Below are 24954 nucleotides of genomic sequence, written 5' to 3'. Positions count from 1 at the left end.
GATCGCCGGTCACTGGCCGCGGCGCAGCAGGACGACCTTGAGCGTGTTGATCAGGATGAGGACGTCGAGGAACAGGCTGTTGTTCTTCACGTAGTACAGGTCGTACTGCAGCTTCTGCAGGGCGTCCTCGGCCGAGGAACCGTAGCCGTAGCGCACCTGGGCCCATCCGGTAATACCCGGCTTGACGCTGTGGCGCACGTTGTAATACGGAACCACTTCGATCAGCTGCTCGACGAAGTAGGGACGCTCCGGACGCGGTCCGACGAAGGACATCTCGCCCTTGAACACGTTGAGGATCTGGGGCAGCTCGTCGATGCGGGTCTTGCGCATGAAGTTACCGAAACGGGTGACGCGCGGGTCATTCTTGGACGCCCATTGCGGCTGGCCGCTTTTCTCGGCATCGGCACGCATGCTGCGGAACTTGTGGACGCGGAAGGTTTTCCCATCTTTGCCTACCCGCTCCTGCGAATAGAACACCGGGCCGCCGTCTTCGAGCTTCACCAGCAGTGCCGCGAGCAGCATCAGCGGAAGGGACATCACCAGGATCAGCAGGCTGCACACCAGGTCGAAGCTGCGCTTCATGAAGGTGCGCACGAAACTCTGGTCGAAGCCGCCGCCGAACACCAGCCACGAAGGCTGCAGCGAATCGACGCGGATCTGGCAGGTCTCGCGTTCGAAGAAGGTCGCGGCGTCGGTGACGCGGATGCCTTGCAGCTTGCAGTCGAGCAGCTCCTTGATCGGGAAGCCGCCGCGGCGGTTCTGCACCGACACCACGATTTCCGAGACATTGTACTGGCGTACCAGCGATACCAGCGAGTCGCCGTCGCGCACCTTCAGCAGGTTCGCCGGAGGCACGCACAGTTCCTCGCCCGCGCTCGGGATGAAGCCGGCGATGTTATAGCGATGGTAGTTCGAATTCTTCTGCGCCAGCTCGCTGCACTCCTTGGCCAGCGGCCCACTGCCGAGGAACATGATGCGCGACTGCAGGAAGCGCGCTTCGGACGACTTGAAGAAGGCCATGCGCGCCAGGAAGATTCCGGTGCCGGCCAGCATGAAGACCAGGGCCATGGTGCCGCGCCCGAAGGACAGCTCCGGTGCCAGGTAGAACACCAGCGCCAGGATCGCGAAACCCATCAGGAAGGACGGCATCAGCTTCATGAAGAAGGGATGGCGCAGGCCTTCGTCGAAGTCGAGCTGGTACATGCCCATCGCGCTCATGCTGAAGATGATCGCCACCGTGAACGCGACCGCGGATGTGAAGAAGTGGTCGAGGTGGGCGGCCGCCGCCGCGTCGCCGAACTCGAGCATGCGCAAAGCGACGCCGACGTAGGCTGCTCCCAGCAGCACCAGCACTTCGACGAAGAGCAGCAGGAATACGATCTTAGATACGTAGTGGTTAGAGATCCTGAACACGGTACCCCCCCTCTTTCTTATTACTTATATTTATGCGGTGATGTTCGACGATGGTGCCAGGTGCGCCACATACCATGCCATCGCCTGTTGCAGGCCTTCGCCGATACGGTGCGTCGGCTGGTAGCCCAGCAGCGTTGCCGCCTTGGTGATGTCGGCCTGCGAATGGCGCACGTCACCGCGCCGGAAATCGACGTATTGCGGCTGGTGCGCTTCCAGGTGCGGGAACTGTTCCCGCAGCAGCTCGCGCATCATGCCGTACAGCTGGTTCAGGCTGGTGCGGTCGTTGACCGCGACGTTGTACACCTGGTTGGCCGCTTCGCTGCTTGCGAGCGCGGACAGCAGGTTGGCCTGCACGACGTTGTCGATGTAGCAGAAATCGCGGCTGGTCTCGCCATCGCCGTTGATGCGCAGTTCGTCGTTGCGGATCAGTGCCGCGACCCATTGCGGGATCACGGCGGCGTAGGCGCCGTGCGGATCCTGGCGCGGGCCGAACACATTGAAGTAGCGCAGGCCGATCGATTCCACGCCGTAGGTACGCCCGAACACGTTGGCATACAGCTCGTTCACGTACTTGGTGACGGCGTAGGGCGACAGCGGGCTGCCGATCCGGTCCTCGATCTTCGGGAGGCCCGGATGATCACCGTAGGTCGAGCTCGATGCCGCGTAGACGAAGCGTTTGACTTTCGCATCGCGCGCCGCCACCAGCATGTTGAGGAAGCCGGTGACGTTGACCTCGTTGGTCGTGATCGGATTGTCGATCGAGCGCGAGACCGAACCCAGCGCTGCCTGATGCAGGACGAAGTCGACGCCGGCGCAGGCGCGCGCGCACTCCGCCGTGCTGCGAATGTCGCCTTCAATGAAAGTGAAGCGCGACCAGGCCTCCTGCCCGACGGCCTCGCGCACCATCTCGAGGTTGTGACGGTGACCAGTGGCGAAATTGTCGAGCCCGGTGACCTGCTGGCCCAGGCGCAGCAGCGACTCGACCAGGTTCGAACCGATGAAACCGGCCGCACCGGTCACGAGCCAGTGGTAGCGCTGCTGCAGCAGGTGTTGCTGAACTTCTTGAAACTTATTCACTTTCGGAGACTTTCTCGTTCACACCGATACAAGACCAGCGCCGCCGCAGCGTTCGCGCTGCGGTCGGAGCTCGGCCGGGCCTGGTTACTGATTACAGGCGCCAGACGCAATAACCGGCCTCTAACAGGGCTTTCGGATCGAACTGCGATTTCACGTCGATGAAGCAAGCGTTTTCATTGAGCTTCGACTGGAAGTCCGCCAGCGACAGCGCCAGTACCTCCTTGTGCGGTACGGCCACAACGAGGGCATCGGCTTTCGGCAGGCTGTCCCAGCTTTGCAGCGCGATACCGTACTCGTGCTGCGCTTCCTCGGCATCGGCCTGGGGATCGAACACATGCACCTCGCAGCCGTAGCTTTCCAGCTCGTGGACGATGTCCGCCACCTTCGAATTGCGCAGGTCCGGGCAGTTTTCCTTGAAGGTCAGGCCGATCACGTTGACCTTCGAGCCCTTGACGTGGAAGCCCGAGGAGATCATCGACTTCACCGTCTTCTCGGCCACGAACTTGGCCATGCCGTCGTTGATGCGACGCCCCGCCAGGATCACCTGCGGGTGGTAGCCGACCATCTCGGCCTTGTGGGTCAGGTAGTACGGGTCCACGCCGATGCAGTGACCGCCGACCAGGCCCGGACGGAAGGGCAGGAAGTTCCACTTGGTGCCCGCGGCCTTCAGCACTTCGAGGGTATCGATGCCGACCTTGTCGAAAATGATTGCCAGTTCGTTCATCAGGGCGATGTTCAGGTCGCGCTGGGTGTTTTCGATGACTTTCGCGGCCTCGGCGACCTTGATGCTGGACGCGCGGTAGACGCCGGCAGTGACCACCGATTCATACAGTTTGGCAATGCGGTCGAGCGATTCGTCGTCGTCGCCCGAAACCACCTTCAGGATGGTGGTCAGGGTATGCTCCTTGTCGCCCGGGTTGATGCGCTCCGGCGAGAAGCCGACATGGAAGTCTTCCTTCCACTTCAGTCCCGACTCGCGTTCCAGGATCGGGATGCAGACTTCTTCGGTGGCTCCCGGATACACGGTCGATTCGTACACGACGACGGCGCCCCGCTTCATGTTCTTGCCGACTGACTTGCTGGCGCCGATCAGTGGGGTGAAGTCGGGATTGTGGGCGATGTCGACGGGGGTCGGCACGGCGACGACGATATAGTCGGCCTGTGCCAGCATGACCGGATCGGTGGTGACCTCGAGATGGCGAGAAGCTTTCAAGTCGTCCGAGGCAAGTTCGCCGGTCGGATCGATGAAACGCTTGTAGCTCTCAACCTTGGCGCTTGACAGGTCGAAACCGATGGTACGACCCTTTTTGCCGAACTCTACTGCCAGGGGCAGGCCAACATAGCCCAGCCCGACTACCGCGACGACTTCATCTACTTTCATTATCGCATTCCGTTCTAGAATTGAATTTTGCAATTATGCTAACTTTTAGTGTAGCACGATGCATAAGTACACTCAACGTCTCAAGTGCAATTTATGGGATAGTAACAACACACCATCCAAAGTGATATAGGAATGACATGACCTGGGCATGACAATGTTGCTCCTAGCTCATCCATATCGTGATCGCGATATTAGCATTTTCTAAAAGAAAATTTCCAAGAAAGCATGAATCGTGCGCAGGGTTTTGATAGCATTTCATCAATGAGTGTTGCATCGTTTGCATCTACCACGTATCTACGAACAGTGCCGGCCCGTTCGGGTCTGCGGCCCGGTTCAGCAAGTAGAAATTACTGCCTTTAATACAACTAGTTGTATCGCAGCCCTGTGTTACCATGTGGCGTTATCTCTGGACAATTTCACCATGCGAACACGAGTCTGCATTACGATCGATACTGAATTCAGCATCGCCGGCGCGTTTTCGGATCGCATGAAACGACCAGTTGCCGAACCGCTAGTTTGGTGCGATGTCGATGGACGTTCGGAAGGTCTTGGCTTTATGCTGGAAACTTTCCGTCGCCACCATATCGAGGCCACATTTTTTGTCGAAACTTTACATCGACATTTTTTCAAGCACGATCCGATGGCCGCCATCGCGCAGCGCATCCATGAAGCCGGGCATGACGTTCAACTCCATTTGCATCCGTGCTGGGCCCAGTTCCAACACGAAGACTGGTGGGAACGGACCCGCGGCCACCGCGGCGCATTGGACAACTTCAAGGGCCGCAGTGTGGCCGATTCCATCAGCTTGCTTGAGCAAGGCATTGCCACCTTTCAGGAATGGGGTCTGCCACGGCCGCTTGTCTTCCGTAGTGGAAATCTGCAGCATGATGACAAGCTCTATCAGGCGCTGGCCCAAGTTGGCATTCCCTACAGCTCGAACGTGGCGATGGCCGTTTTCGATAGCGGCGACGCCGCCTACAAGCTCTACAGCGGCCGGCACGAGCGGCACGGCGTGCAGGAATTTCCTGTATTGACTTTTTCCGACTGGAAAATCGGCGGCAAGCGACATATCAAGTCGCTCACCATCGCCGGCTCCAGCTTTACGGAAACACGCAAGGTGTTGGAAAAAGCGAGGCAAGCCGGCATCCCCTTGGTGGTGATACTGACTCATCCGTTCGAATACATCCAGAGCCAGGACTTGGCATTTTCCCGGACGCGCCGACATAGCCTGACCCAGCGCCGACTGACCCAGCTGTGCGCATTTTTGGAGGACAATAACGACCGCTTCGAGGCATGCGGACTGGCTCGAGCCGCAGCGGCCCTGCCGGCGGGCGATTCGGCCAACACGCTGGTGCCGGGCGCCATTTGGGATGCGTTGCCACGCATGGCGTCGCAGGTCGCGTACGACCGCCTCGGCCGTTGGATGCTGGCACGCAAGTACGGCAATCGCAGGACACCGAGCTAGCAACACCCCGACACTTGGCATTTCTAAATGATGCGACGTGCCACTAATGGCACCGCAGGCCGGGCCTAACTAGATGGTCGAATACCGGCATGACCCGGCGACGGGCGAGTCGGCACTGATGGAGGTCAACGGCCGCTTCTGGGGCAGCCTGCCGCTGGCCTATCATGCGGGCGCAGAGTTTCCTTTCCTATGCTATCAGTTGCTCGGAAACAATGAAGCGGTCGCCAACACGACATACCGCAGCGGGATACGGTGCCGTTACATGGTTCCGGAAACCAGGCGCCTGGTGCGCATTTTGTTTGGTCAGCAGCAAATTGCCGACAAGACTCTGGTGTTCAGGCGTCTGCCGGAACTGCTTGGCTATTGCTTCGATTTCCTGCGCCTGGGTAGCAGCTATTACGTGTTCGAGCTGCGCGATGCGCATCCGTTTGTCAGTGACGTAACCCAGATGCTGGGCAAAGCGGTAAACACCATGGCGGCGCGCTTACAGCCCAGATAGTTCGCTTCCAGCTTTGCACGCGGCATTCACGCGATGACCGATCCTGCCAGGCCTGCCTCGGCCATGCCAGGTCGACTTCGCCGGTATCGGCGTTCGACTCGACTTTTGTCGTACCGGTAATGGAGTTGCGTATGAAGGATCGAGTTTGAATTTTCGCAAACTCTACAAAAACCTTGGAAAGCCAAGGCTTGCTGGCGCGGCTGGCGGGGATCGAACCCACGACCCTTGGCTTCGGAGGCCAATACTCTATCCACTGAGCTACAGCCGCATTGATGGGACGGAAAGTAACGCGAAGGATACAGTCTTTCGCTCCCCGCGTCCATGGCTGAGACTTGCCTAGGATGAATTTCGTTACACTAGAGCAGCTTTACGTCTATAATCGGCCGTTTGACGGCATTTGCAAAAAAGCATGTGAGCGCAAGCGCCGGGAGTGGCAGGTTTTTTTAATAGAATTAAGGAAATCATGAGCGACGCACACAACGAACATCAGTCCCTGATCAGAACCCCGAAGCAACTCGTTGCTGCCGTCACAGGCTTTTTCCTAGTCATTGTCATCGGCATTATCCTGCTCGTGGTTTTTGCAACGAACGACCGCCTGACTGGTGCCGGCACCGACAGCCAGAGCGCCGAAGCCGTCAATGCACGCCTGCGTCCGCTTGCCGAAGAAGGCTTCAACCTGGTCGACGCCAACGCACCGAAAGTCCTGCAAGCCGGAAACGCCGTGTATACCGCGGTCTGTGCCGCCTGCCACGACAGCGGCGCGGCCGGTGCGCCTAAGCTGGGCGATACCGCCGGCTGGGGCGCACGCCTGGCCCAGGGCTACGACACCCTGGTCAAGCACGCCATCGAAGGCATCCGCGCAATGCCGGCCAAGGGCGGCAACCCGGATCTCGACAATCTCGAAGTCGAACGCGCGGTGGTTTATCTGGCCAACAAGAGTGGCGCGTCGTTCAAGGAACCGGCTGCGCCAACACCTGCTGAAGCAAACGCTGCGACCGCGCCAGCAGCTGCCGCAGTGGCCATGCCCGCCACTGTGCAATCGGCTTCCGCGGCCCCGGCCGCTACGCCCCCGACTGTTGCTTCCGCCACCGACGCAGGCAAGAGTGTCTATAGCAGTGCGTGCATCGCTTGTCACGGTGCGGGCATTGCAGGTGCACCAAAGTTTGGAGATAAGGCCGCTTGGGCAACGCGTGTCAGCCAAGGCAACGCAACGCTATATGAACACGCGATCAAGGGATTCCAAGGCAAAACCGGCGTGATGCCACCAAAAGGTGGCGCAAGCGTGCCTGATGCCGATGTCAAGGCAGCCGTGGATTATATGGTGAGTTCCTTGAAATAAAACGCAATGCCCGTACAAGCCCGTCTTCGACGGGCTTTTTTTTGGGCGCTGACATCGTGTAAGAGATCTTGAACTGTCGAGCTGCTTTGCTGTCTGATGCTTACCTCAATAATGACGAGGTGCTGATGCACGCTGCAGGCTCTTGCACGAGGCCGTCAAGCTGAGAGTGATCGATAGCCGGCGCATCAATACGGCCGAGCGGAGATAACGCGCGGCGCTGGCGGAAATTCTGAACTGTCGAGCTGTTTTGCTGTCTGACCTGGACTCCATGTTCGACGCCCCTTGGTTACGGGCTGCTGAACCAGCCGTCATGCAAGCGAGGCCTTGGCAAATGACGCAGATCAACCCTTTTCATTCTGTAACTGTATGAGCAAGGCTTATGCAGCTCCCTCTTCACATCTACTTTCAGTTTCGTACACACTGCCAAAACTTGTTACTAACTTAGCAAAAATTAGCAAAAAAACTGTTGTTACCGAATAATATTTGTTAGATTCTGGGTAATCTTGCGTTGCGTTAGGCCAAAAATTTGAATAAATTTGGGCATAAATGGAGATTCCAGTGGGAATCTTTTTTTCTTTGCCGTAACCTTTGAAGTTGACGGGGCGTATTTTTCGCCCGGCATTCTTCAAGAGGTTCCAATCCATGAAGCATCCGATTCATTTTCTGACTACTCGCGCTACTTCCCTCCTCCTGATCGGTGCGGCCCTTGCCGCCTGCGGTGGAGCTGCCGAAGCGGCAACGACTACGGCAACTACCTCGACCACGACCGCCACTACCGGCGCAATTACCGACGTACGCTTCGAAAGCACCTCGGCAACTGCGCAAACCAACGTGCCAGTTACCTTTGGACAGGTCTTCGCTCCTGGCCATCTGCCAGCCGGCACCTCGCTGGTTGGCCGTCTCGACACCGGTGCGACTATTCCGCTGCAGCTCGACGTCAAGGCCACGCATCCTGACGGCTCCGTGCGCCACGCCATCATTTCGGCCGTGTTGCCATCGCTGGCTGCCAGCGAACGCCGTACCATGAGCATGAGCAAAACGACGGCAACGAGCGTGACTCCGGCAGCGGCGTCCACCCTGTTGAACGCTGGCTTCACCGCAACCTTTAACGCTACCATCGGCGGTGTCCGCTATTCCGCTTCTGCGCATGACCTGATCAAGAGTGGCAAGGCCACTGTCTGGCTGGCTGGCGCCAACGCCAACGAATGGCACGTGTCGGCACCACTGACCAACAGTAGCGGTGCCGAGCATCCGCACCTGGCAGCGCGCTTCGCGATTCGCTGGTACGACGACGCCAAAAAGGCCCGTGTGGACGTGGCCGTCGAGAATAACTGGGCCTATGAAGCAGCTCCGCGCAACTTCACCTATGACGCCGACCTGATTGTTGGCGGCAAGAGTGTGTATGCCAAAGCCGGCATGAACCACCTGCACCATGCACGCTGGCGCAAGCTCGCCTGGTGGGGCGGCAGCAGCCCGGAAGTCAATGTCAAACTCAACAGCGCGTATCTGATCGCTACCCATGCCGTGCCAAATTATGACCAGAGCGTGGTCGTGGCTGAAACCACCCTGGCCGGTTACAAGAATGAGTGGACTGGTGCCAAGACCGAACCGATGGGCGTTGGCATGGCTCTCCCGGCCATGCCGACCACCGGCGGCCGCCGCGACATCGGCCTGCTTCCGGGCTGGACTGCCAGCTACGTGCTGAGCATGGACAAACGCGCCCGCGACGTCACCTTGGGCACCGCTGACCTGTCGGGCAGCTGGTCGTCGCACTACCGTGACAAGAACACCGGCCACCCGGTCAGCCTGGTGGACTATCCATACATGACCATCCAGGGCCTTACCAACGACACCTTCAACAAGGCTACCGGCCGTTATGAAGCGTTCCCGGTCTGTGCAGGAGCCGATCTGTGCAAGTCGCCGAACTACCACGATACCTCGCACCAGCCGAACTTGGCCTATGTGCCCTATCTGGTGACGGGTGACTACTACTACTTGGAAGAGATGCAGTTCTGGGGCATGTGGAGCGCGTTCATGTCCAATCCGTACTATCGCGGATTTGGCAAAGGTCTCGTGAAATCGGACCAGATCCGCGGCCAGGCATGGACGCTGCGTACGCTTGCCGAAACTGCCTACATTACTCCGGACAAGCACCCGCTGAAATCCCACTTTGCTGGTTTCGTCGATGCCAACCTGGACTGGTACAACACCAACTATGCCGCCGGTGCTGCGACCAGCAATACGCTGGGCATCCTCACCAATGGTTATGCGATGGCGTATAACAGCGGTACCGGTGTGGCTCCTTGGCAAGACGACTTCTTCACCGCGGCCGTTGGCCATGCAGCCGAGCTGGGTTTCAGCAAGGCTGAGACCGTGCTGAAGTTCAAAGCCAAATTCCCGATTGAACGCATGGTCGGTACTGGAGGCTGCTGGATCGGTGCATCGGCTTACACAATGAAGGTCCGCGACAGCTCGACGGCACCGTTCTACACGACGATTGCCAAGGTGTACCAGTCGACCGATACGAAGTTCACCAGCACGGTCTGTGGCAGTGCCGAAATGGCTACTTCGCTCGGCCTTAAAATCGGCGAAATGGTAGGTTATTCGAGCGAAGTGTTCGGTTATCCTGCGAACATGCAACCGGCCATGGCCTATGCGGCCACTGCTGGCGGCACCCAAGGTGCCGCTGCATGGAGTAAGTTCATGTCGCGTACCGTCAAGCCGAACTACTCGCTGTCGCCGCAATTCGCTATTTTGCCGCGTGGAACCACCACATCGGGCACCACCACGGAAGTGGCACCAGCACCAGCACCAGCACCGGCTCCGGCTCCGGCCCCAGGGACGACGACGCCTACGACGGTGACTTACACCGCCTGCGCTGTCGAAGGGCAAATGTGTTCGTTCACCGGCACGCGCACGGTTCGCTACAGCAGCGCCACCAAAGGCTACGTCAGCAAGCTCCTGACTGGCCCGGTCCTTTGCTCGTCCTCCGTCTTCGGAGATCCTGCACCCGGTTACGCCAAGACTTGCAGCTACTCCAGCACGTCCACGACGTCCACGACGTCGACGGCATCGACGACGACCGCAGTGGCTCCGACGACCACGACCACGACGACGACGACGACCACGCAACCGGCGACGGAGACCTATACCGCCTGCGCAACCGAAGGGCAAATGTGTTCGTTCACTGGCACTCGCAAGGTCCGCTACAGCACTGCCACCAAGGGTTACACCAGTAAAGTCTTGACTGGACCGGTCCTTTGCTCGGCCAAGACTTTTGGTGATTTTGCTCCAGGCTATGCCAAGACTTGCAGCTACTCCAGTATCGTGCAGTAACGAAGCAATTAGTTAGCGCACTTTACAGTGCGCTATGAGAAACGGTCGCGATGAAAATCGCGACCGTTTTTTTTTGCTCGGCAGGGGCCGTGTTGGCAAGTAACCATCTCTCAATTTTGCAAGTGACTGAGCAATCTTTAGTTGCATCAAGTATTTTCTCTGCACATGCCAGCCCGGGAGCCGCAGCACAATATGTTCATGATGACGCAAGATCGCGCCCGATAGACGACGATGTATGAGTGCCAAAGTCGAAACAATTCTTGTCAGAATTTCTGACTGTTACAATTGGTTACGTGATTTTACAGACGGCATCGTATATTCTTGTCGGAAATGTGTCGCAGGAAATTTCCTTAAGACACATATCTTGTTACTCTGACCTGAGGTACATTGATGCATAAGCTTTTTGTTTCTACTCTGCGTACCAGCGCAATCTTGGCCGGCATGGTCGCTGCTCTGCCGGCATCGGCCGCTACCCTGAGCGTCGGCGCAGGCAAGACCTACGCATCGCCATGCAAGGCATTCGCAGTCGCCAAGACTGGCGACCTGATCGAAATCCAGGGCAATCAGACCTATGCCGGTGATGTATGCGGTATTTACGCCAGCAATCTCACGATTCGTGGCGTTAACGGTCGTCCAAAAATTGACGCGGCGGGCAAGAACGCCATGGGTAAAGGTACTTGGGTCGTTATCGGCAGCAATATCGTGGTTGAAAACGTCGAGATGCTTGGCGCAAAGGTTGCCGACGGAAACGGTGCTGCGCTCCGTCTCGAGGGAACGAATTTCACCCTGCGCAAGGCCTTCCTGCATGACAACGAGAACGGCATCCTGAGCGGTGTGAACACGGCCAGCAATATCGTGATCGAAAACAGTGAGTTCGGTCATAACGGCAACGGCACTGGGCAGACCCACAACCTGTACATCGGCAACGCCGGCAGCCTGACCTTCCGCTACAACTTCTCGCACGATGCCGTTGTCGGCCACAACCTGAAGTCGCGCGCACGCGTCAACATGATCGCGTTCAATCGTTTCTCGACGACTGCGCCAGGCCAGACGGGCAGCACCGCGACCGGTAAGCCAAGCTATGAAATCGATCTGCCGAATGCCGGCACGTCTTACATCATCGGCAACGTGATCCACCAGCCTGCACTGCATGACAACCCGAATCTGGTCGCTTACGGTATGGAAGGCGCAAGCAATCCCGGCAAGGACCTGTACATCGTGAACAATACTTTCCTCAACGATGACAGCTCGCGCGGCAACTTCGTCGTCGTCGGCAGTGGCGTTACCACCCCTATCCTTCTGCAGAACAATATCTTTGCAGGCGTGGGTACCGTGACCAACCAGAGCAGCGCCGTGCAGAAGACTAACTATCGCGCCCTGTCGCCGGGATTCGTCAGCCGTGCCGGTTTCGACCTGCGTCCGACCGCGAACGCACTGGTGATCGATGCCGCTTCCGTGCCGGGCACCTCGGCAACAGGCGTGTCGCTGGCGCCGACTGCCCAGTACAAACATGTTGCCCTGGGCGAATCCCGACCAGTGTCGGGCAAGCTCGACATCGGCGCCTATGAAGCAGCCAGCTCGACGACGGAACCTGCGCCTGCACCTGCGCCTGCGCCTGCCCCGACGCCGACGCCGACCACGGAAACCTATACCGCCTGCGCAACCGAAGGACAAATGTGTGTCTTCATCGGCACACGCAAGGTCCGCTACAGCAGCGCCACCAAAGGCTACGTCAGCAAGGTCCTGACTGGTCCGGTACTTTGCTCGTCTTCCGTTTTCGGCGATCCTGCGCCGGGCTACGCCAAGACCTGCAGCTATTCCAGCATCGTGCAGTAAAAAAGCATATGGACGGCGCCACTGTATGGCGCTCCATGAAAAACGGCCGCGATCTCATCGCGGCCGTTTTTTTCGCTCTCGCTAAATATGTGCTGCCATTATTGGACTGCATCGGCAGCGCGTGGCTGCCTCTGCAACCAGCGTCTGGCCAGGCCCACGAGCCCCTCTTCGCGCAATACTGATAACGGATGCAGCAAACGAGCGCGGACGAGTTCAGAAAAACCGCTCATTTCGGCCTCGAACTCAATTTGATGAACACTCCCTCCGTCCAGGAACCGTGGCAGGTAATAGTAGCTGTCGCGTTCACCTACCTCCATCAAGCCAGTGGCGCAGGTCGTCGCCGACTTCATGCCATTCTGGTGCAGCACGCGGGCTGCAGCCTCGTCGTGCGCACCGCTCGGATAGCAATAGTGGCGCGGACGCGGCAGCCCGAGTGCAGCAATCTCATCTGAGCAACGGCGGAGGTCTTCGGCAAAGCGATCCGGCGCACCTGCCGGATAGCTATGCACATGTCCGTGTGCTTCGATTGCGCAGGTGAGACTGGCCGTCTGGATCTCTTCCCTCGATGCATACTCAAAGCGTCGGCTTGCCAGGTCGAGCTGAGACGGCGAAATGCCCAGGCAGAGCGCGAAGCTTTCAAGTGCATCGCATACTTCTGCGCGACTATGCTTTGTTTTGACGAATGCTATTGCGCGCGTGATGAGTTGCTTGCGCTCATGGACGTTACTGAGGTCATACTTGCCGTCGAGATCAGGACAGAGGCCATTGACGACGGCAGTGTCCTGTCGCGTCTTCCACAGGATGTAGTGGACGCTCACCGTGGGAACTGGCCAGCCTTCGAGAAAGTGCTTGGTACACAGATACAGAGTCGATGGGATCTGGCGTTCGGCCAAGACTGGCAACAGGCATGCCGCCGTCGTGTGCCAGCCGTCGTCAAAGGTGATGACGACCCGCGGCTGGTCGGCCGGCTGGCCCTTATCGATGTCGGTCGCTTCGTCGAGGCTGATGAAGCGAAAACCCGCCGCCTGCATCCAGTCAAGGCGTTCGCGAAAATGCGCTTGCGACGTGAACAACTTGGAATTGTATTGAGATTCGTCACCAACACAGCCGCCGTGGTAGCAGAGCACCCGAACATGATCGTTGCTGACATACCGTGACAATGCAAACAGCCCCAGAGATCGCGCGGCGAACAGAAGAGAAATTTTTAATCGCATATAGAAGTTGCCGCTGACAAGAAGGCAATGCAGGAGAGCAACCATCTATGGTTGCGACACTGCATTGTAAGTTCTCCTCCGTCAATACATGCGACAAATCTTCTACTTGATGGGAATGACACTCAAATCTGATACTTTTAAACAACTGAACGTTGCAGTGGCAAGGTCGGCAGTTCACAGTTGGACAGCGCAATGCGCCGTCCAACCGATTCAGGTCCTTACCAGATGATCACGCGGTCCTTCGGCGCCAGGTACATCTTGTCGCCTTCCTTCACGCCGAAGGCTTCGTAGAAGCCCGGCTGGTTCTTCAGCGTGCCGTTGGCGCGGAACTGCGCCGGCGAGTGCGGATCGGTCTTCACCTGATTGATCTGGGCCGGCTCGCGCATCTTCGCGCGCCACACCTGGCCCCAGCCCATGTAGAAGCGCTGGTCGCCGGTGAGGCCGTTGATGACGGGCGCCTTCTTGCCCTTCAGCGACAGCTTGTAGGCCTTGTAGGCGATCGCCAAGCCCGAGTTGTCGCCGATGTTCTCGCCGAGGGTCAGTTCGCCGTTCACGTTATAGCCCGGCAGCGGGCTGTAGCCGGCGTACTGCTGGATCAGGACCTTGGTCTTCTCGGCGAAGCGCTTGCCGTCTTCCTCGGTCCACCAGTTGCGCATATTGCCGTCGCCGTCATACTGCGAACCCTGGTCGTCGAAGCCGTGGCTGATTTCGTGGCCGATCACGGCGCCGATGCCGCCGTAGTTCACCGCGTCGTCGGCCTTCGCATCGAAGAACGGCGGCTGCAGGATCGCGGCCGGGAACACGATCTCGTTCAGTTCCGGGTTGTAGTAGGCGTTGACGGTCTGCGGCGTCATGCCCCATTCGTCGCGGTCGATCGGTTTGCCCAGCTTGTTCAGCTCGCGGTTGTATTCCACTTCGCGCGAACGCATCACGTTGCCGACCAGGTCATCACGCTTGACGCTCAGCGACGAGTAATCCTTCCACTTGTTCGGGTAGCCGATCTTCGGGGTGAACTTGGCCAGCTTGGCCTGGGCTTCCTTCTTGGTGGCGGGGCTCATCCAGTCCAGGGTATCGATCGAGGTGCGGTAAGCTTCCATCAGGTTCTTCACCAGGACTTCCATGCGCGCCTTGCGCTCGGCCGGGAAGTGCTGCTTCACGTACAGCTTGCCCACCGCGTCGCCCAGCGAACCCTCGATGGTCGACACGCCGCGCTTCCAGCGCGGTTCCAGCTTCGGCGCGCCCGACAGCGTGGTGCCGTGGAAGGCAAAGCGCTGGTCGACGAAGGCCTTCGACAGGTAGTTGGCGTAGCCGTTCACGGTGTGCAGCTGCAGGTAGAGCTTCCAGGTTTCGAGCGGCACGCGGTTCACGATCTCGGCCATGCCCTTCAGGTAGCTCGGCTGGCTGACGATGACGTAGTCGGTCTTGCCCTTGATGCCGGATTCCGCCAGCCAGGCGTCCCAGGCATAGCCCGGCGCCAGTTCGGCCAGCTTGGCCAGTTCCACCTTGTTGTAGGTCTTGATCGGATCGCGGTTCTCGACCTTGGTCCACTGGACGCGCGCCAGTTCGGTCTCGAGGTCGACCACGGCCTTCGCATTCGCAGCGGCGTTGGTGTCGCCCGACAGCGCCAGCATCTTCTCGACGTGCTGCTGGTACTTGGCGCGGGTGTCGGCCAGCTTGGCGTCGTCCGCCTTCAGGTAGTAATCGCGGTCCGGCATGCCCAGGCCACCCTGGTACAGGTCGGCCACGTACTTGGTCGAGTCCTTGGCGTCCTGGTGGATGTAGAAGCCGAAGGGCACGGTGACGCCGACGCGGCCCAGGCGCGCGAAGGTGGCCGGCAGTTCAGCCTTGTCCCTGAGGGCGGCGATCTTGGCCAGCTCGCCCTTCAACGGGGTGATGCCCAGCTGTTCCAGGCGCGCTTCGTCCATGTAGCTGGCGAAGAAGTCGCCGATCAGCTGCTCTTCCGAGCCTGCGCGGGCGTTCCTGGTTGCGGCCGACTTCTCGATGATCGCGCGCAGCTGCGGCTGGGTGTCGTCGTGCAGCTTGTGGAAGGCGCCCCAGCTCGACTTGTCGGATGGGATCTCGACGGTCTTGAGCCACTTGCCGTTCAGGTGCTGGAAGAAGTCGTCCTGCGCGCGCACGGACGGCTCGACGTAGTCGAGCGCGATGCCGGCGGACAGCTTCGGTGCGGCCTTGCCGCCGGTGGTGGTCTTCGCGGATTCCGCCTGGGCCATCGAGGCCACCAGGACGAGCGCCGCGGCGCTCAGGATATGTCGTTTCATTGCTTCTCTCCGTGGGTTTCTTGTTGTCGTTATGTGAAACGGGCCGGAAGCTTGCGCCGCCGGCCCGTTTGGGCTTGCTACCTGATTACCAGATGATCACGCGGTCCTGCGGCGCCAGGTACATCTTGTCGCCCGGTTTCACGTTGAAGGCCTCGTAGAACTCCGGCATGTTCATCACGGTGCCGTTGGCGCGGAACTGGCCCGGCGAATGCGGGTCGGTCTTCACCTGGTTGATCTGCTGCGCTTCGCGCATCTTCGAACGCCACACCTGGCCGAAGCCCATGAAGAAGCGCTGGTCGCCGGTCAGGCCATCGATGACCGGGGCCGGCTTGCCGTTCAGCGACAGCTTGTAGGCTTTATAGGCGATCGACAGGCCGGCGTTGTCGCCGATGTTCTCGCCCAGGGTCAGTTCGCCGTTCACGTTATAGCCAGGCAGCGGCGAGAAGCCGTCGAACTGCTTGACCAGCTTGTCGGTGCGGGCCTTGAAGGCGGTGCGGTCCTGCTCGGTCCACCAGTTGCGCAGGTTGCCGTCGCCGTCCGACTGGCTGCCCTTGTCATCGAAGCCGTGGCCGATCTCGTGGCCGATCACGGCGCCGATGCCGCCGTAGTTCACGGCGTCGTCGGCACGCATGTCGAAGAACGGCGGCTGCAGGATCGCGGCCGGGAACACGATCTCGTTGGTCGTGCTGCGGTAGTAGGCGTTGACCGTCTGCGGCGTCATGCCCCATTCGCTGCGGTCGACCGGCTTGCCCAGCTTGTTCAGCTGGTAGTTGTACCTGAAGTTGGCGGTACGCATCGCGTTGCCGATCAGGTCGTCACGCTTGATGCTCAGCTTCGAGTAGTCGCGCCATTTGTCCGGATAGCCGATCTTCGGGGTGAACTTGGCCAGCTTGGCGCGGGCTTCCTTCTTGGTGTCCGGGCTCATCCACTCCAGGTTGTCGATCGACTGGCCGTAGGCGATGATCAGGTTCTTCACCAGCTCTTCCATGCGTGCCTTGCGCTCGGCCGGGAAGTGCTGCTTCACGTACAGCTTGCCGACCGCTTCGCCCAGCGCGCCCTCGACCGCGCCGACGCCGCGCTTCCACAGCGGGGCCTGTTCGCTCACGCCGCTCAGCGCGGTGCCGTAGAACGAGAAGCTCTGTTCGACGAAGGCTTTCGACAGCAGCGGCGAGTATTCACGCAGCAGCTGCCATTCGAAGTAGGACTTCAGGGTCGACAGATCGGTCTTGGCCAGCACCTCGTTCAGGCCCTTGAAGTAGCTCGGCTGGTTGACGATGATGGTATCGACCTTGTTGCCGATGCCGGCCGCGCCGAGCGCCGCCTTCCAGTCGTAGCCTGGGGCCAGCTTGCCCAGCTCGGCCACGCTCATCTTGTTGTAGCGCTTGACCGGGTCGCGGTTCTCGACGCGGGTCCACTGCACCTTGGCCAGCTCGGTCTCGAAATCGACGATGGCCTTGGCCTGGGCCGCGGCATTCTTCTCGCCGGCGAGAAGCAGGGTCTTCTCGACGTGCGCCAGGTACTTGGTACGCACTTCGGCCAGCTTGGCGTCGTCCTGCTTCAGGTAGTAGTCGCGGTCCGGCATGCCCAGGCCGCTCTGCGAGATGTACACGACGTGCTCGGTCGAGTTGCGCATGTCCTGGCTGACGTAGATGCCGTACGGGGTCGACACGCCGATCTTCGACAGGTGGGCGGCCAGGGCCGGCAGGCCTTTCTTGTCCTTCAGCGCGCGGATCTTCTGCAGCTCCGGGTTCAGCGGCTTGACGCCCAGGGCTTCGCGGCGCGCTTCATCCATGTAGCTGGCGTACAGGTCGCCGATCTTCTGGGTTTCGGACCCAGGCTTGGCCGACTTGTCGGCCTGCGCTGCTTCGATGATGGCCTTGATCTGCGGCGTGGTGTCGTCGCGCAGCTTCATGAAGGTGCCCCAGCTGGCCTTGTCGCTCGGGATCTCGGTCTCTTTCAGCCACTTGCCGTTCAGGTGGGTGAAGAAGTCGTCCTGCGGGCGCACGCTGGTGTCGATATATTGGGTGTCGATGCCCGAGATCGGTGCGGCGACCGGCTTGGCGCTTGCAGCCGCCGCAGTGGCCGAATTGTCCGCCGCGTTGGCAAAGGCTGCCGCCAGGGTCAGCGTCAGGGTGCTCAGAAGGATTCGCTTCACGGAATAGTCCTCGATTGCTTGGAATACTGGGTTGGGAAATAGCGGCCGGCTTGTGGCCGGTCTCATCGTTGTGCGCCGTCAGTGTTCAACTGTCGGCCGTCTCAGCCACCGTCCTCGACGGTACAGGCTTCAGGCATTCTAGCGGGTGGGCAAGGGGCGGCAACCGCCTGTGGGGCTTTTTTACTTTTCGATACATGCAGATAGGGTGATATCGCATATGCATGTGTTGGTACGTCACAACAAGATGAGCTGCGTCCGGACATAAAAAAGCCCGCGGAGGGGGCCGCGGGCAAAGACCACTTCAAAAGTGGAGAGAGAGAAAAACTGAGATTGACTATAAGGTCGGCACCCCCCGTCCGATTCGACTCTTACAATTGCTTACCAAGCCGAGCAATCCGTAACAAATGAGGTCTGCTTCAAAGCAGCCGCGGGCGTTCGGGTTTATACTGGCCTCGCGCTAACTCATGTGCCAATACAGGTGTAACATCAGCCGCAGGCGCCGCGGCGCGCCATCGCAGCGAGCAGCGCTCATACCGGGTGAACCATGGGCTCCACTTTCAAGAATTCCTGTCTCCTCGGCCTGGGCGCCATCGCCGGGGTCGCCGTCACCATGCAGTTTTCCGCCCTGGCCTACAAGCCGGTCGACGCGGGCATGCCCCTGGCCGAGCTGCGCCAGCTGGCCGACGTCTACGGCGTCATCAAGTCCGCCTACGTCGAGCCGGTCGAGGACAAGGCCCTGCTGTCGGAAGCGATTTCCGGCATGGTCGCCTCGCTCGATCCGCACTCGGCCTACCTCGACCCGCGCGCCTACCGCGAACTGCGCGAAGGCACCGAAGGCCGTTTCGTCGGCCTGGGCATCGAGATTTCCGAGAGCGAGGACGGCTTCGTCGAAATCGTCGCCCCGATCGAGGATTCGCCGGCCTGGCATGCCGGCATCAAGGAGGGCGACCTGATCACCCAGATCGACGGCCATCCGGTGCAGGGGCTGCCGATCGACGAAGCGATCAAGCGCATGCGCGGCGAGCCGGGCACCCGGGTCACCCTGACCATCGCGCGCAAGGACAGCCCTGCCCCGCTGCGCTTCACGATCGCGCGCAGCGAAATCGTCCAGAAGAGCGTCAAGGCAAAGATAGTGGAGCCGGGCTACGCCTGGCTGCGCATCTCGCAGTTCCAGGAGCCGACCGTGGACGACATGGCGGCCAAGCTGCAGGCGCTGTACCGCGCCAATCCCGACATGAAAGGCTTGGTGCTCGACCTGCGCAACGACCCGGGCGGCCTGCTGCAGGGCGCGATCGGGGTTGCCGCCGCCTTCCTGCCCAAGGATGCCGAGATCGTCTCCACCAACGGTCAACTGGCCGATTCGCGCCAGCGTTTCTACGGCCGCCCCGAGTTCTACATGCTGCGCAGCGGCGCCGACCCCCTGTCGACCCTGCCGCCGGCCTTCAAGAAGTTGCCGATGGTGGTGCTGGTGAACACCGGCTCGGCCTCGGCCTCCGAGATCGTGGCCGGCGCGCTGCAGGACTACAAGCGCGCCACCATCCTGGGCAGCCAGACCTTCGGCAAGGGTTCGGTGCAGACCATCCGCCCGATTGGACGCGACGCCGCCGTCAAGCTGACCACGGCGCGCTACTACACCCCGGCCGGGCGCTCGATCCAGGCGCGCGGCATCGTGCCCGACCTACCGGTCGACGAAACCCTTGATGGCGACGGCCTGAACGCGCTGCGCATGCGCGAGGCCGACCTCGAACGCCACCTGTCGAACGACCGCGACAAGGAAGAAGCCACGCGCGCCGAGGACATCGAGGAGCAGATGCGCCTGCTGGCCGAGGCGCGCGAGCGCAAGCCGGTCGACTACGGCAGCGCCGACGACTTCCAGCTGGCCCAGGCCCTGCGCCACCTGAAGGGCGAAAAGGTGCAGCTGTCGCGGCGCGCGGGGGGCGCCACCCTGGCGCAGCACGCGCGCTGAAGGCTAGGTTTTCCCCTCTAAACTGCCGGTTTCGACAATTCCCAGGTCAGAAGCGAGGGTGTAGAATCGTCGCATCTTGGGGGCAACTCCCGTTATTTTCTTTGAAAGTCGCTATATGAAACCTGTCGTGATCAGCGGCACCGGCCTGTTTACGCCGCCCTATTCCATCTCCAACGATGAGCTGGTGACGGCCTACAACGCCTACGTCGAGCTGTATAACCAGGAACACGCCGCCGCCATTGCCGCCGGCGAGACCACTGCGCTGGAAGCCTCGAGCAGCGCCTTCATCGAGAAAGCCTCCGGCATCAAGTCGCGCTACGTGATGGAGAAGGAAGGCATCCTCGACCCGGCCCACATGACCGCCCGCATCCCGGAACGCGCCGACGAACAGGTGTCGCTGCAGGCCGAGATGTGCGTGGCCGCCGCGCGCGAAGCGCTGGACCGGGCCGGCAAGCAGCCGTCCGACATCGACATGGTGCTGGTGGCCTGCTCGAACATGCAGCGTCCCTACCCGGCCATGGCGGTCGAGGTGCAGGAAGCGCTGGGCATCGAGGGCTTCGGCTTCGACATGAACGTGGCCTGCTCCTCGGCCACCTTCGGCATCCAGACCGCCGTCGACGCGGTGCGCAGCGGCCGTGCGCGCGCCGTCCTGATGCTGAATCCGGAAATCACCAGCGGCCACCTGAACTTCCGCGACCGCGACAGCCACTTCATCTTCGGCGACGCCTGCACCGCGGTGATCGTCGAAGCGGCGGATACCGCGACCAGCCGCCACCAGTGGGAAATCCTGGACAGCAAGCTGAAGACCAAGTTCTCGAACAACATCCGCAACAACTTCGGCTTCATGAACCGCTTCGACGAAGCCGGCATCGGCGCACCGGACAAGCTGTTCCGCCAGCAGGGCCGCAAGGTGTTCAAGGAAGTATGCCCAATGGCGGCCGAGACGATCGCCGACACCGTCAGGAACGCCGGCCTCGAGATCAAGGACGTGTCGCGCTACTGGCTGCACCAGGCCAACCTGAACATGAACCTGCTGATCACCCGCACCCTGCTGGGCCGCGATGCGGAGCCGAACGAGGCGCCGGTGATCCTCGACACCTATGCCAACACCTCGTCGGCCGGGTCGATCATTGCGTTCCACAAATACCAGGATGACCTGCCGAGCGGAGCGAATGGCGTGATTTGCTCGTTCGGAGCGGGGTATTCGATTGGTTGCGTGGTCGTGCGCAAGAAGTAAGCAGCTCACGACAACGCCGGGCCTTGCCCGGCGTTTTCAGTGCGTCCCTGCTAGGCGGCCGCTGCCATTGCCGGCACCGCATCCGCGAGTTGCGGCGCCAGGCTTGTACCCCGGCGCCCGCCGGCAGCAGCCTGGCCGGTACCGAGCAGCTCAAGAAGGGTCGGATACACATCCAGGATCGAGGCTTCGGCGGCATGGTGGCGCCCCTGGCCGCCAGCGATCCACAGTGCACCTTGTGGATGGTGACAGCCGCTCTTGAGAGCATCGATCACGTACAGCATGTCGCCAAATTTCACCTGCTTGCCGGTGCGGCGGTGGAATACAGGCGTGTCGGCCGACACCGTGCCGTGCAAGCCACATCCCAAATAAAGGCCGCCATCAGCCGTGTCGTCGAAATCGATCACGCGCTGGCCGCTCTCCAGGGTGAAAGCAGCCAACTGCTCGCGTGCGTTCTGCTTCTGCTCCGGGGACGCAAACAGGACCAGGTATTGGTTGGTCATGGTCGGACTGAGCTCGGTATATGCGATATCCCACTGGCGCATGAAACGTTCGGCATCATGGAAGCGATAGAACTTCTGGCCGCCTTTTGCTTCATGCTTCAGGAAAGGCTGCTGGCTCAGCGCCGTCATGAAAACCAGGCGTGCTCCCGTTTTATTGGCCAGATCAAGGAAGTCGCCGACCAGGCGATCCATCGACTCGTATCCAAAACGCACTGCGTCGCCGTACACAGCCATTTCGTCCGCCCCCGGCTTGACCTCAAAGGCGTCCGGGTCATGGTGACGCCAGTAGGCATGCTGGAGGTGGGCGGTACTGTTGATGAAGAAGGTCGCCAACGCGGGACGGTTGCGGCGGTAGTACCAGCGGAACACATCGAACTGCATGAGATCGAGCAGTGCGGCACGGCGGTAGGACAAGCGCCGGTCGCTGGTGCGTTCCTTGAGCAATTGGCCAGCGAGACGCGCAATTGTTGACAAGCGCAGGCCGCGCGACAGCATGAAACTGAGGAAGGCCGCGTAGTCGCCGAAACCCAGCCGGTTGTTCGTATTCGAATATTCGCGTACGTTACGACTGATGAAACCGTTGTAGATTTCCAGCTCTGGTGGATAGGCATCGCCATTTTCCGACCAGGGATCACCCACGAACAGCGAACCATCTTCGGCAAACCCGCGCACGTTCATGCCCGCAAAGCACATGACCTTGCGGCCTTCCTTCATCAAGGTCCGGTATATATCCTCATGATCGGCACGTGCGCCCTCGGTCAGGTGAAACACGCCATGCTGGTCGTATGCCAGGCCCGTATGGGTCGAATACCATTGGATCCAGGGTTCGAGCTGACCTGGATCCTTGACATCGGCGTTCGTGATGAACACGTCGCTCTGGCCTTGCAAACGCGTGAAATTCGGCAGCCGGCCTTCTGCCATCCAGCGTTCGAGGAGTGACGGACACAGCTCATTAAACTCCATCACGATAATCGGACGAGTCTGTTGGGCCGACGAAAACTGGGTAGGGTGGGCGGGGCTGATGATCGCCTCCATTGTCTGTTAAGTAGGAGCCGGACTTTTTCCGGCGCCGTGGTATGACTGCTGAAGCGTATCATAGTAAGTTTGTAAAATCTACAAATATAGTTGCAATTACAGCATTGAAATTCATGTGACGCCGCGTATTGACAACACGCCCATTACAATCCCGCAGCCAGCTCCGCCCCCTCCCGAATCGCCCGCTTCGCATCCAGCTCCGCCGCCAGCGCCGCTCCGCCGATCTTGTGGAAGCGCGGCCCGCCCGATGTCCCTTCCGCCGGCATCAGCTCCGCCAGGCTCTCCTGCCCCGCGCAGATCACCACGTTGTCCACTTCCAGCAGGCGCGCTTCACCGCCGACCGTGATGTGCAGGCCGGCGTCGTCGATACGCTCGTACTGCACCCCCGCCAGCATCTGCACGCCGTTGCGCACCAAGGTTGCGCGGTGCACCCAGCCCGACGTCTTGCCCAGCCCTGCGCCGGGACGGGTGGTCTTGCGCTGCAGGAGCCAGACCTGGCGCGGCGGATGCGGCTTGACCGGCGGCGCCAGCCCGCCCGGCGTGCCCAATGACGGATCGACGCCCCACTCGCCCATCCAGTGCGCGGTCGGCACCGGCAGCGGCACGTCGGGATCGTGCACCAGGAATTCCCCCATGTCGAAACCGATGCCGCCTGCTCCGATGATGGCCACGCGCCGTCCCACCGGCTTCCCTTCGCGCAGCACGTCGAGGTAGCTCAGCACCTTCGGGTGCTCGATGCCCGCGATCTTCGGCTTGCGCGTGGTGATGCCGGTGGCGACGATGACGTCGTCGTAGCCCTCGGCCAGCAGCTCCTCGCGGCTGACGCGCCGGCCCAGGTGCAGCTCGACGCCGGTCAGTTCGATCTTGCGCCCGAAGTAGCGGATGGTCTCGGCGAATTCCTCCTTGCCCGGCACGCGCATGGCGACATTGAACTGGCCGCCGATGCGGTCCAGGGCGTCGAACAGCGTCACCCGGTGCCCGCGCTCGGCCGCCACGGTGGCCGCGGACAGGCCGGCCGGACCGGCGCCGACCACGGCGACGCGGCGCGCCTTGACCGTCTTGCGGAACACCAGTTCGGTTTCGTGGCAGGCGCGCGGATTCACCAGGCAGCTGGCGCGCTTGTTCGAGAAGGTATGGTCGAGGCAGGCCTGGTTGCAGGCGATGCAGGTGTTGATCTCGTCCGTGCGGCCAGCGGCCGCCTTGGCGACCCAGTCCGGATCGGCCAGGAAGGGCCGCGCCATCGATACCATGTCGGCGCTGCCCTGCGCCAGCAACGCTTCCGCGTCATCCGGCATGTTGATGCGGTTCGACGCCACCACGGGAATGCTCACCTCGCCGCGCAGGCGTCCTGCGATCTGGGCGAAGGCCGCGCGCGGCACCGAGGTGACGATGGTCGGCACGCGCGCCTCGTGCCAGCCGTAGCCGGTGTTCAGGATCGTCACGCCGGCCGCCTCCAGGGCCCGGGCCACCGCCACCACTTCGTCCCAGGTGTTGCCGCCTTCGACCAGGTCGAGCACCGAGTGGCGGTACATCAGGATGAAGTCGGGGCCGACCGCGGCGCGGATGCGGCGCACCACCTCGACGGCCAGGCGCATGCGGTTCCCGATGCTGCCACCCCATTCGTCCGTGCGCTTGTTGGTGCGCGCGCACAGGAACTGGTTCAGCAAATAGCCTTCGCTGCCCATCACCTCGACGCCGTCATAGCCGGCCATCTTCGCCAGCCTGGCGCAGCGGGCGTAGGCCGCGATGGTGGCCTCGATGCCGGCGGCGTCGAGCGCTTTCGGCTTGAACTTCGAGATCGGCGACTTCAGGCTGGAGGCCGACACCACGAAGGGCTGGTAGCCGTAGCGGCCGGCGTGCAGGATCTGCAGCACGATCTTGCCGCCCTCCTCGTGCACGGCCCGCGTGACGCGCCGGTGGTTGGGCACGTCGCCGAGGAAGTTCAGGGTGCCGCCGAAAGGCAGCAGCCAGCCCTGGCGGTTCGGCGAGATGCCGCCGGTGACGATCAGGCCGGCGCCGCCGCGCGCGCGTTCGCGGTAGAACGCGGCCAGCTTGCCGTAGTTGTAGAAACGGTCTTCGAGCCCGGTGTGCATCGAGCCCATGATCACGCGGTTCTTCAGGCTCGTGAAACCGAGGTCGAGGGGCGCGAGGAGGTGGGGATAAAGTGAATGCGTCATCACGGCATTACACCGTGATTTCGTGGAGGCGTGTTTCTAAACGCT

Annotated in this window: 17 protein-coding genes and 1 tRNA gene; 8 read left to right on the top strand and 10 right to left on the bottom strand. The window is 60.9% G+C overall.

Annotated features, from left to right (window positions below):
• Nucleotides 1-9 precede the first annotated feature (9 nt).
• The 3 genes from ACSQ25_RS23520 to ACSQ25_RS23510 form a co-directional block, all read right to left on the bottom strand.
• A complete protein-coding gene (locus ACSQ25_RS23520) occupies nt 10-1413 on the bottom strand; it encodes a TIGR03013 family XrtA/PEP-CTERM system glycosyltransferase (protein WP_436108167.1) in 1404 nt (467 codons plus the stop codon).
• A gap of 30 nt (nt 1414-1443) precedes the next feature.
• Nucleotides 1444-2490, bottom strand: a complete 1047-nt coding sequence (locus ACSQ25_RS23515; RefSeq protein ID WP_436108166.1) for an SDR family oxidoreductase — start codon at nt 2488-2490, stop codon at nt 1444-1446.
• 91 nt (nt 2491-2581) lie between these two features.
• Nucleotides 2582-3871: a nucleotide sugar dehydrogenase gene (locus ACSQ25_RS23510; protein WP_436108165.1), complete on the bottom strand. Its 1290-nt coding sequence runs from the start codon at nt 3869-3871 to the stop codon at nt 2582-2584.
• 421 nt (nt 3872-4292) lie between these two features.
• On the opposite strand from ACSQ25_RS23510, the gene ACSQ25_RS23505 reads away from it, so the two are divergent.
• Both ACSQ25_RS23505 and ACSQ25_RS23500 read left to right on the top strand, forming a co-directional pair.
• Complete coding sequence (locus ACSQ25_RS23505) at nt 4293-5336, top strand: hypothetical protein (protein WP_436108164.1); 1044 nt, start codon at nt 4293-4295, stop codon at nt 5334-5336.
• Between the two features lie 73 nt (nt 5337-5409).
• Entirely contained in the window at nt 5410-5835 is a 426-nt protein-coding gene (locus tag ACSQ25_RS23500; RefSeq protein WP_436108163.1) for a hypothetical protein, read from the top strand.
• Nucleotides 5836-6027: 192 nt separating this feature from the next.
• Here the strand turns inward: ACSQ25_RS23500 and ACSQ25_RS23495 are convergent.
• Nucleotides 6028-6103, bottom strand: a tRNA-Arg gene (locus tag ACSQ25_RS23495).
• A 195-nt stretch (nt 6104-6298) separates the two neighbouring features.
• Here ACSQ25_RS23495 and ACSQ25_RS23490 point away from each other — a divergent pair.
• The gene (locus ACSQ25_RS23490; protein WP_436108162.1) at nt 6299-7174 is read left to right on the top strand and encodes a c-type cytochrome; all 876 of its coding nucleotides are present in this window, start codon (nt 6299-6301) and stop codon (nt 7172-7174) included.
• 377 nt (nt 7175-7551) lie between these two features.
• Here ACSQ25_RS23490 and ACSQ25_RS23485 read toward each other — a convergent pair whose 3' ends face one another.
• Nucleotides 7552-7818: a hypothetical protein gene (locus tag ACSQ25_RS23485; RefSeq protein WP_436108161.1), complete on the bottom strand. Its 267-nt coding sequence runs from the start codon at nt 7816-7818 to the stop codon at nt 7552-7554.
• Between ACSQ25_RS23485 and ACSQ25_RS23480 the strand changes: the two genes are divergently transcribed.
• The 3 genes from ACSQ25_RS23480 to ACSQ25_RS23470 all read left to right on the top strand — a co-directional run bounded on the left by ACSQ25_RS23480 (nt 7817) and on the right by ACSQ25_RS23470 (nt 12346).
• Entirely contained in the window at nt 7817-10510 is a 2694-nt protein-coding gene (locus ACSQ25_RS23480; protein WP_436108160.1) for a hypothetical protein, read from the top strand. The genes ACSQ25_RS23485 and ACSQ25_RS23480 overlap by 2 nt on opposite strands.
• 50 nt (nt 10511-10560) lie before the next feature.
• Nucleotides 10561-10749: a hypothetical protein gene (locus ACSQ25_RS23475; RefSeq protein ID WP_436108159.1), complete on the top strand. Its 189-nt coding sequence runs from the start codon at nt 10561-10563 to the stop codon at nt 10747-10749.
• A 151-nt stretch (nt 10750-10900) separates the two neighbouring features.
• Nucleotides 10901-12346 (top strand): hypothetical protein, encoded by a 1446-nt coding sequence (locus ACSQ25_RS23470; protein ID WP_436108158.1) that lies wholly within the window; start codon nt 10901-10903, stop codon nt 12344-12346.
• A 98-nt stretch (nt 12347-12444) separates the two neighbouring features.
• On the opposite strand, the gene ACSQ25_RS23465 is transcribed toward ACSQ25_RS23470, so the two are convergent.
• The 3 genes from ACSQ25_RS23465 to ACSQ25_RS23455 form a co-directional block, all read right to left on the bottom strand.
• Nucleotides 12445-13605, bottom strand: coding sequence for a polysaccharide deacetylase family protein (locus tag ACSQ25_RS23465; RefSeq protein WP_436108157.1), 1161 nt, complete (start codon nt 13603-13605; stop codon nt 12445-12447).
• A gap of 173 nt (nt 13606-13778) precedes the next feature.
• Entirely contained in the window at nt 13779-15839 is a 2061-nt protein-coding gene (locus ACSQ25_RS23460; RefSeq protein ID WP_436108156.1) for a M13 family metallopeptidase, read from the bottom strand.
• Between the two features lie 85 nt (nt 15840-15924).
• On the bottom strand, nt 15925-17994 hold the full coding sequence (locus ACSQ25_RS23455; protein WP_436108155.1) for a M13 family metallopeptidase: 2070 nt from the start codon (nt 17992-17994) through the stop codon (nt 15925-15927).
• Between the two features lie 544 nt (nt 17995-18538).
• Between ACSQ25_RS23455 and ACSQ25_RS23450 the strand changes: the two genes are divergently transcribed.
• Together ACSQ25_RS23450 and ACSQ25_RS23445 are read left to right on the top strand one after the other, a co-directional pair.
• Nucleotides 18539-19960 (top strand): S41 family peptidase, encoded by a 1422-nt coding sequence (locus ACSQ25_RS23450; RefSeq protein ID WP_436108154.1) that lies wholly within the window; start codon nt 18539-18541, stop codon nt 19958-19960.
• A 115-nt stretch (nt 19961-20075) separates the two neighbouring features.
• The gene (locus ACSQ25_RS23445; RefSeq protein ID WP_436108153.1) at nt 20076-21197 is read left to right on the top strand and encodes a beta-ketoacyl-ACP synthase III; all 1122 of its coding nucleotides are present in this window, start codon (nt 20076-20078) and stop codon (nt 21195-21197) included.
• A 50-nt stretch (nt 21198-21247) separates the two neighbouring features.
• On the opposite strand, the gene ACSQ25_RS23440 is transcribed toward ACSQ25_RS23445, so the two are convergent.
• A complete protein-coding gene (locus ACSQ25_RS23440) occupies nt 21248-22732 on the bottom strand; it encodes a hypothetical protein (RefSeq protein ID WP_436108152.1) in 1485 nt (494 codons plus the stop codon).
• Between the two features lie 143 nt (nt 22733-22875).
• Complete coding sequence (locus ACSQ25_RS23435) at nt 22876-24909, bottom strand: FAD-dependent oxidoreductase (protein WP_436108151.1); 2034 nt, start codon at nt 24907-24909, stop codon at nt 22876-22878.
• Nucleotides 24910-24954: the final 45 nt, after the last annotated feature.

Origin of the sequence: Massilia sp. LjRoot122, assembly GCF_964252725.1 — a bacterium.
In the GTDB taxonomy this organism is placed as follows: Bacteria; Pseudomonadota; Gammaproteobacteria; order Burkholderiales; family Burkholderiaceae_D; genus Telluria.
The sequence above is the reverse complement of the archived record's forward strand: the minus strand, read 5'-3'. Positions and strand labels throughout refer to the sequence as shown.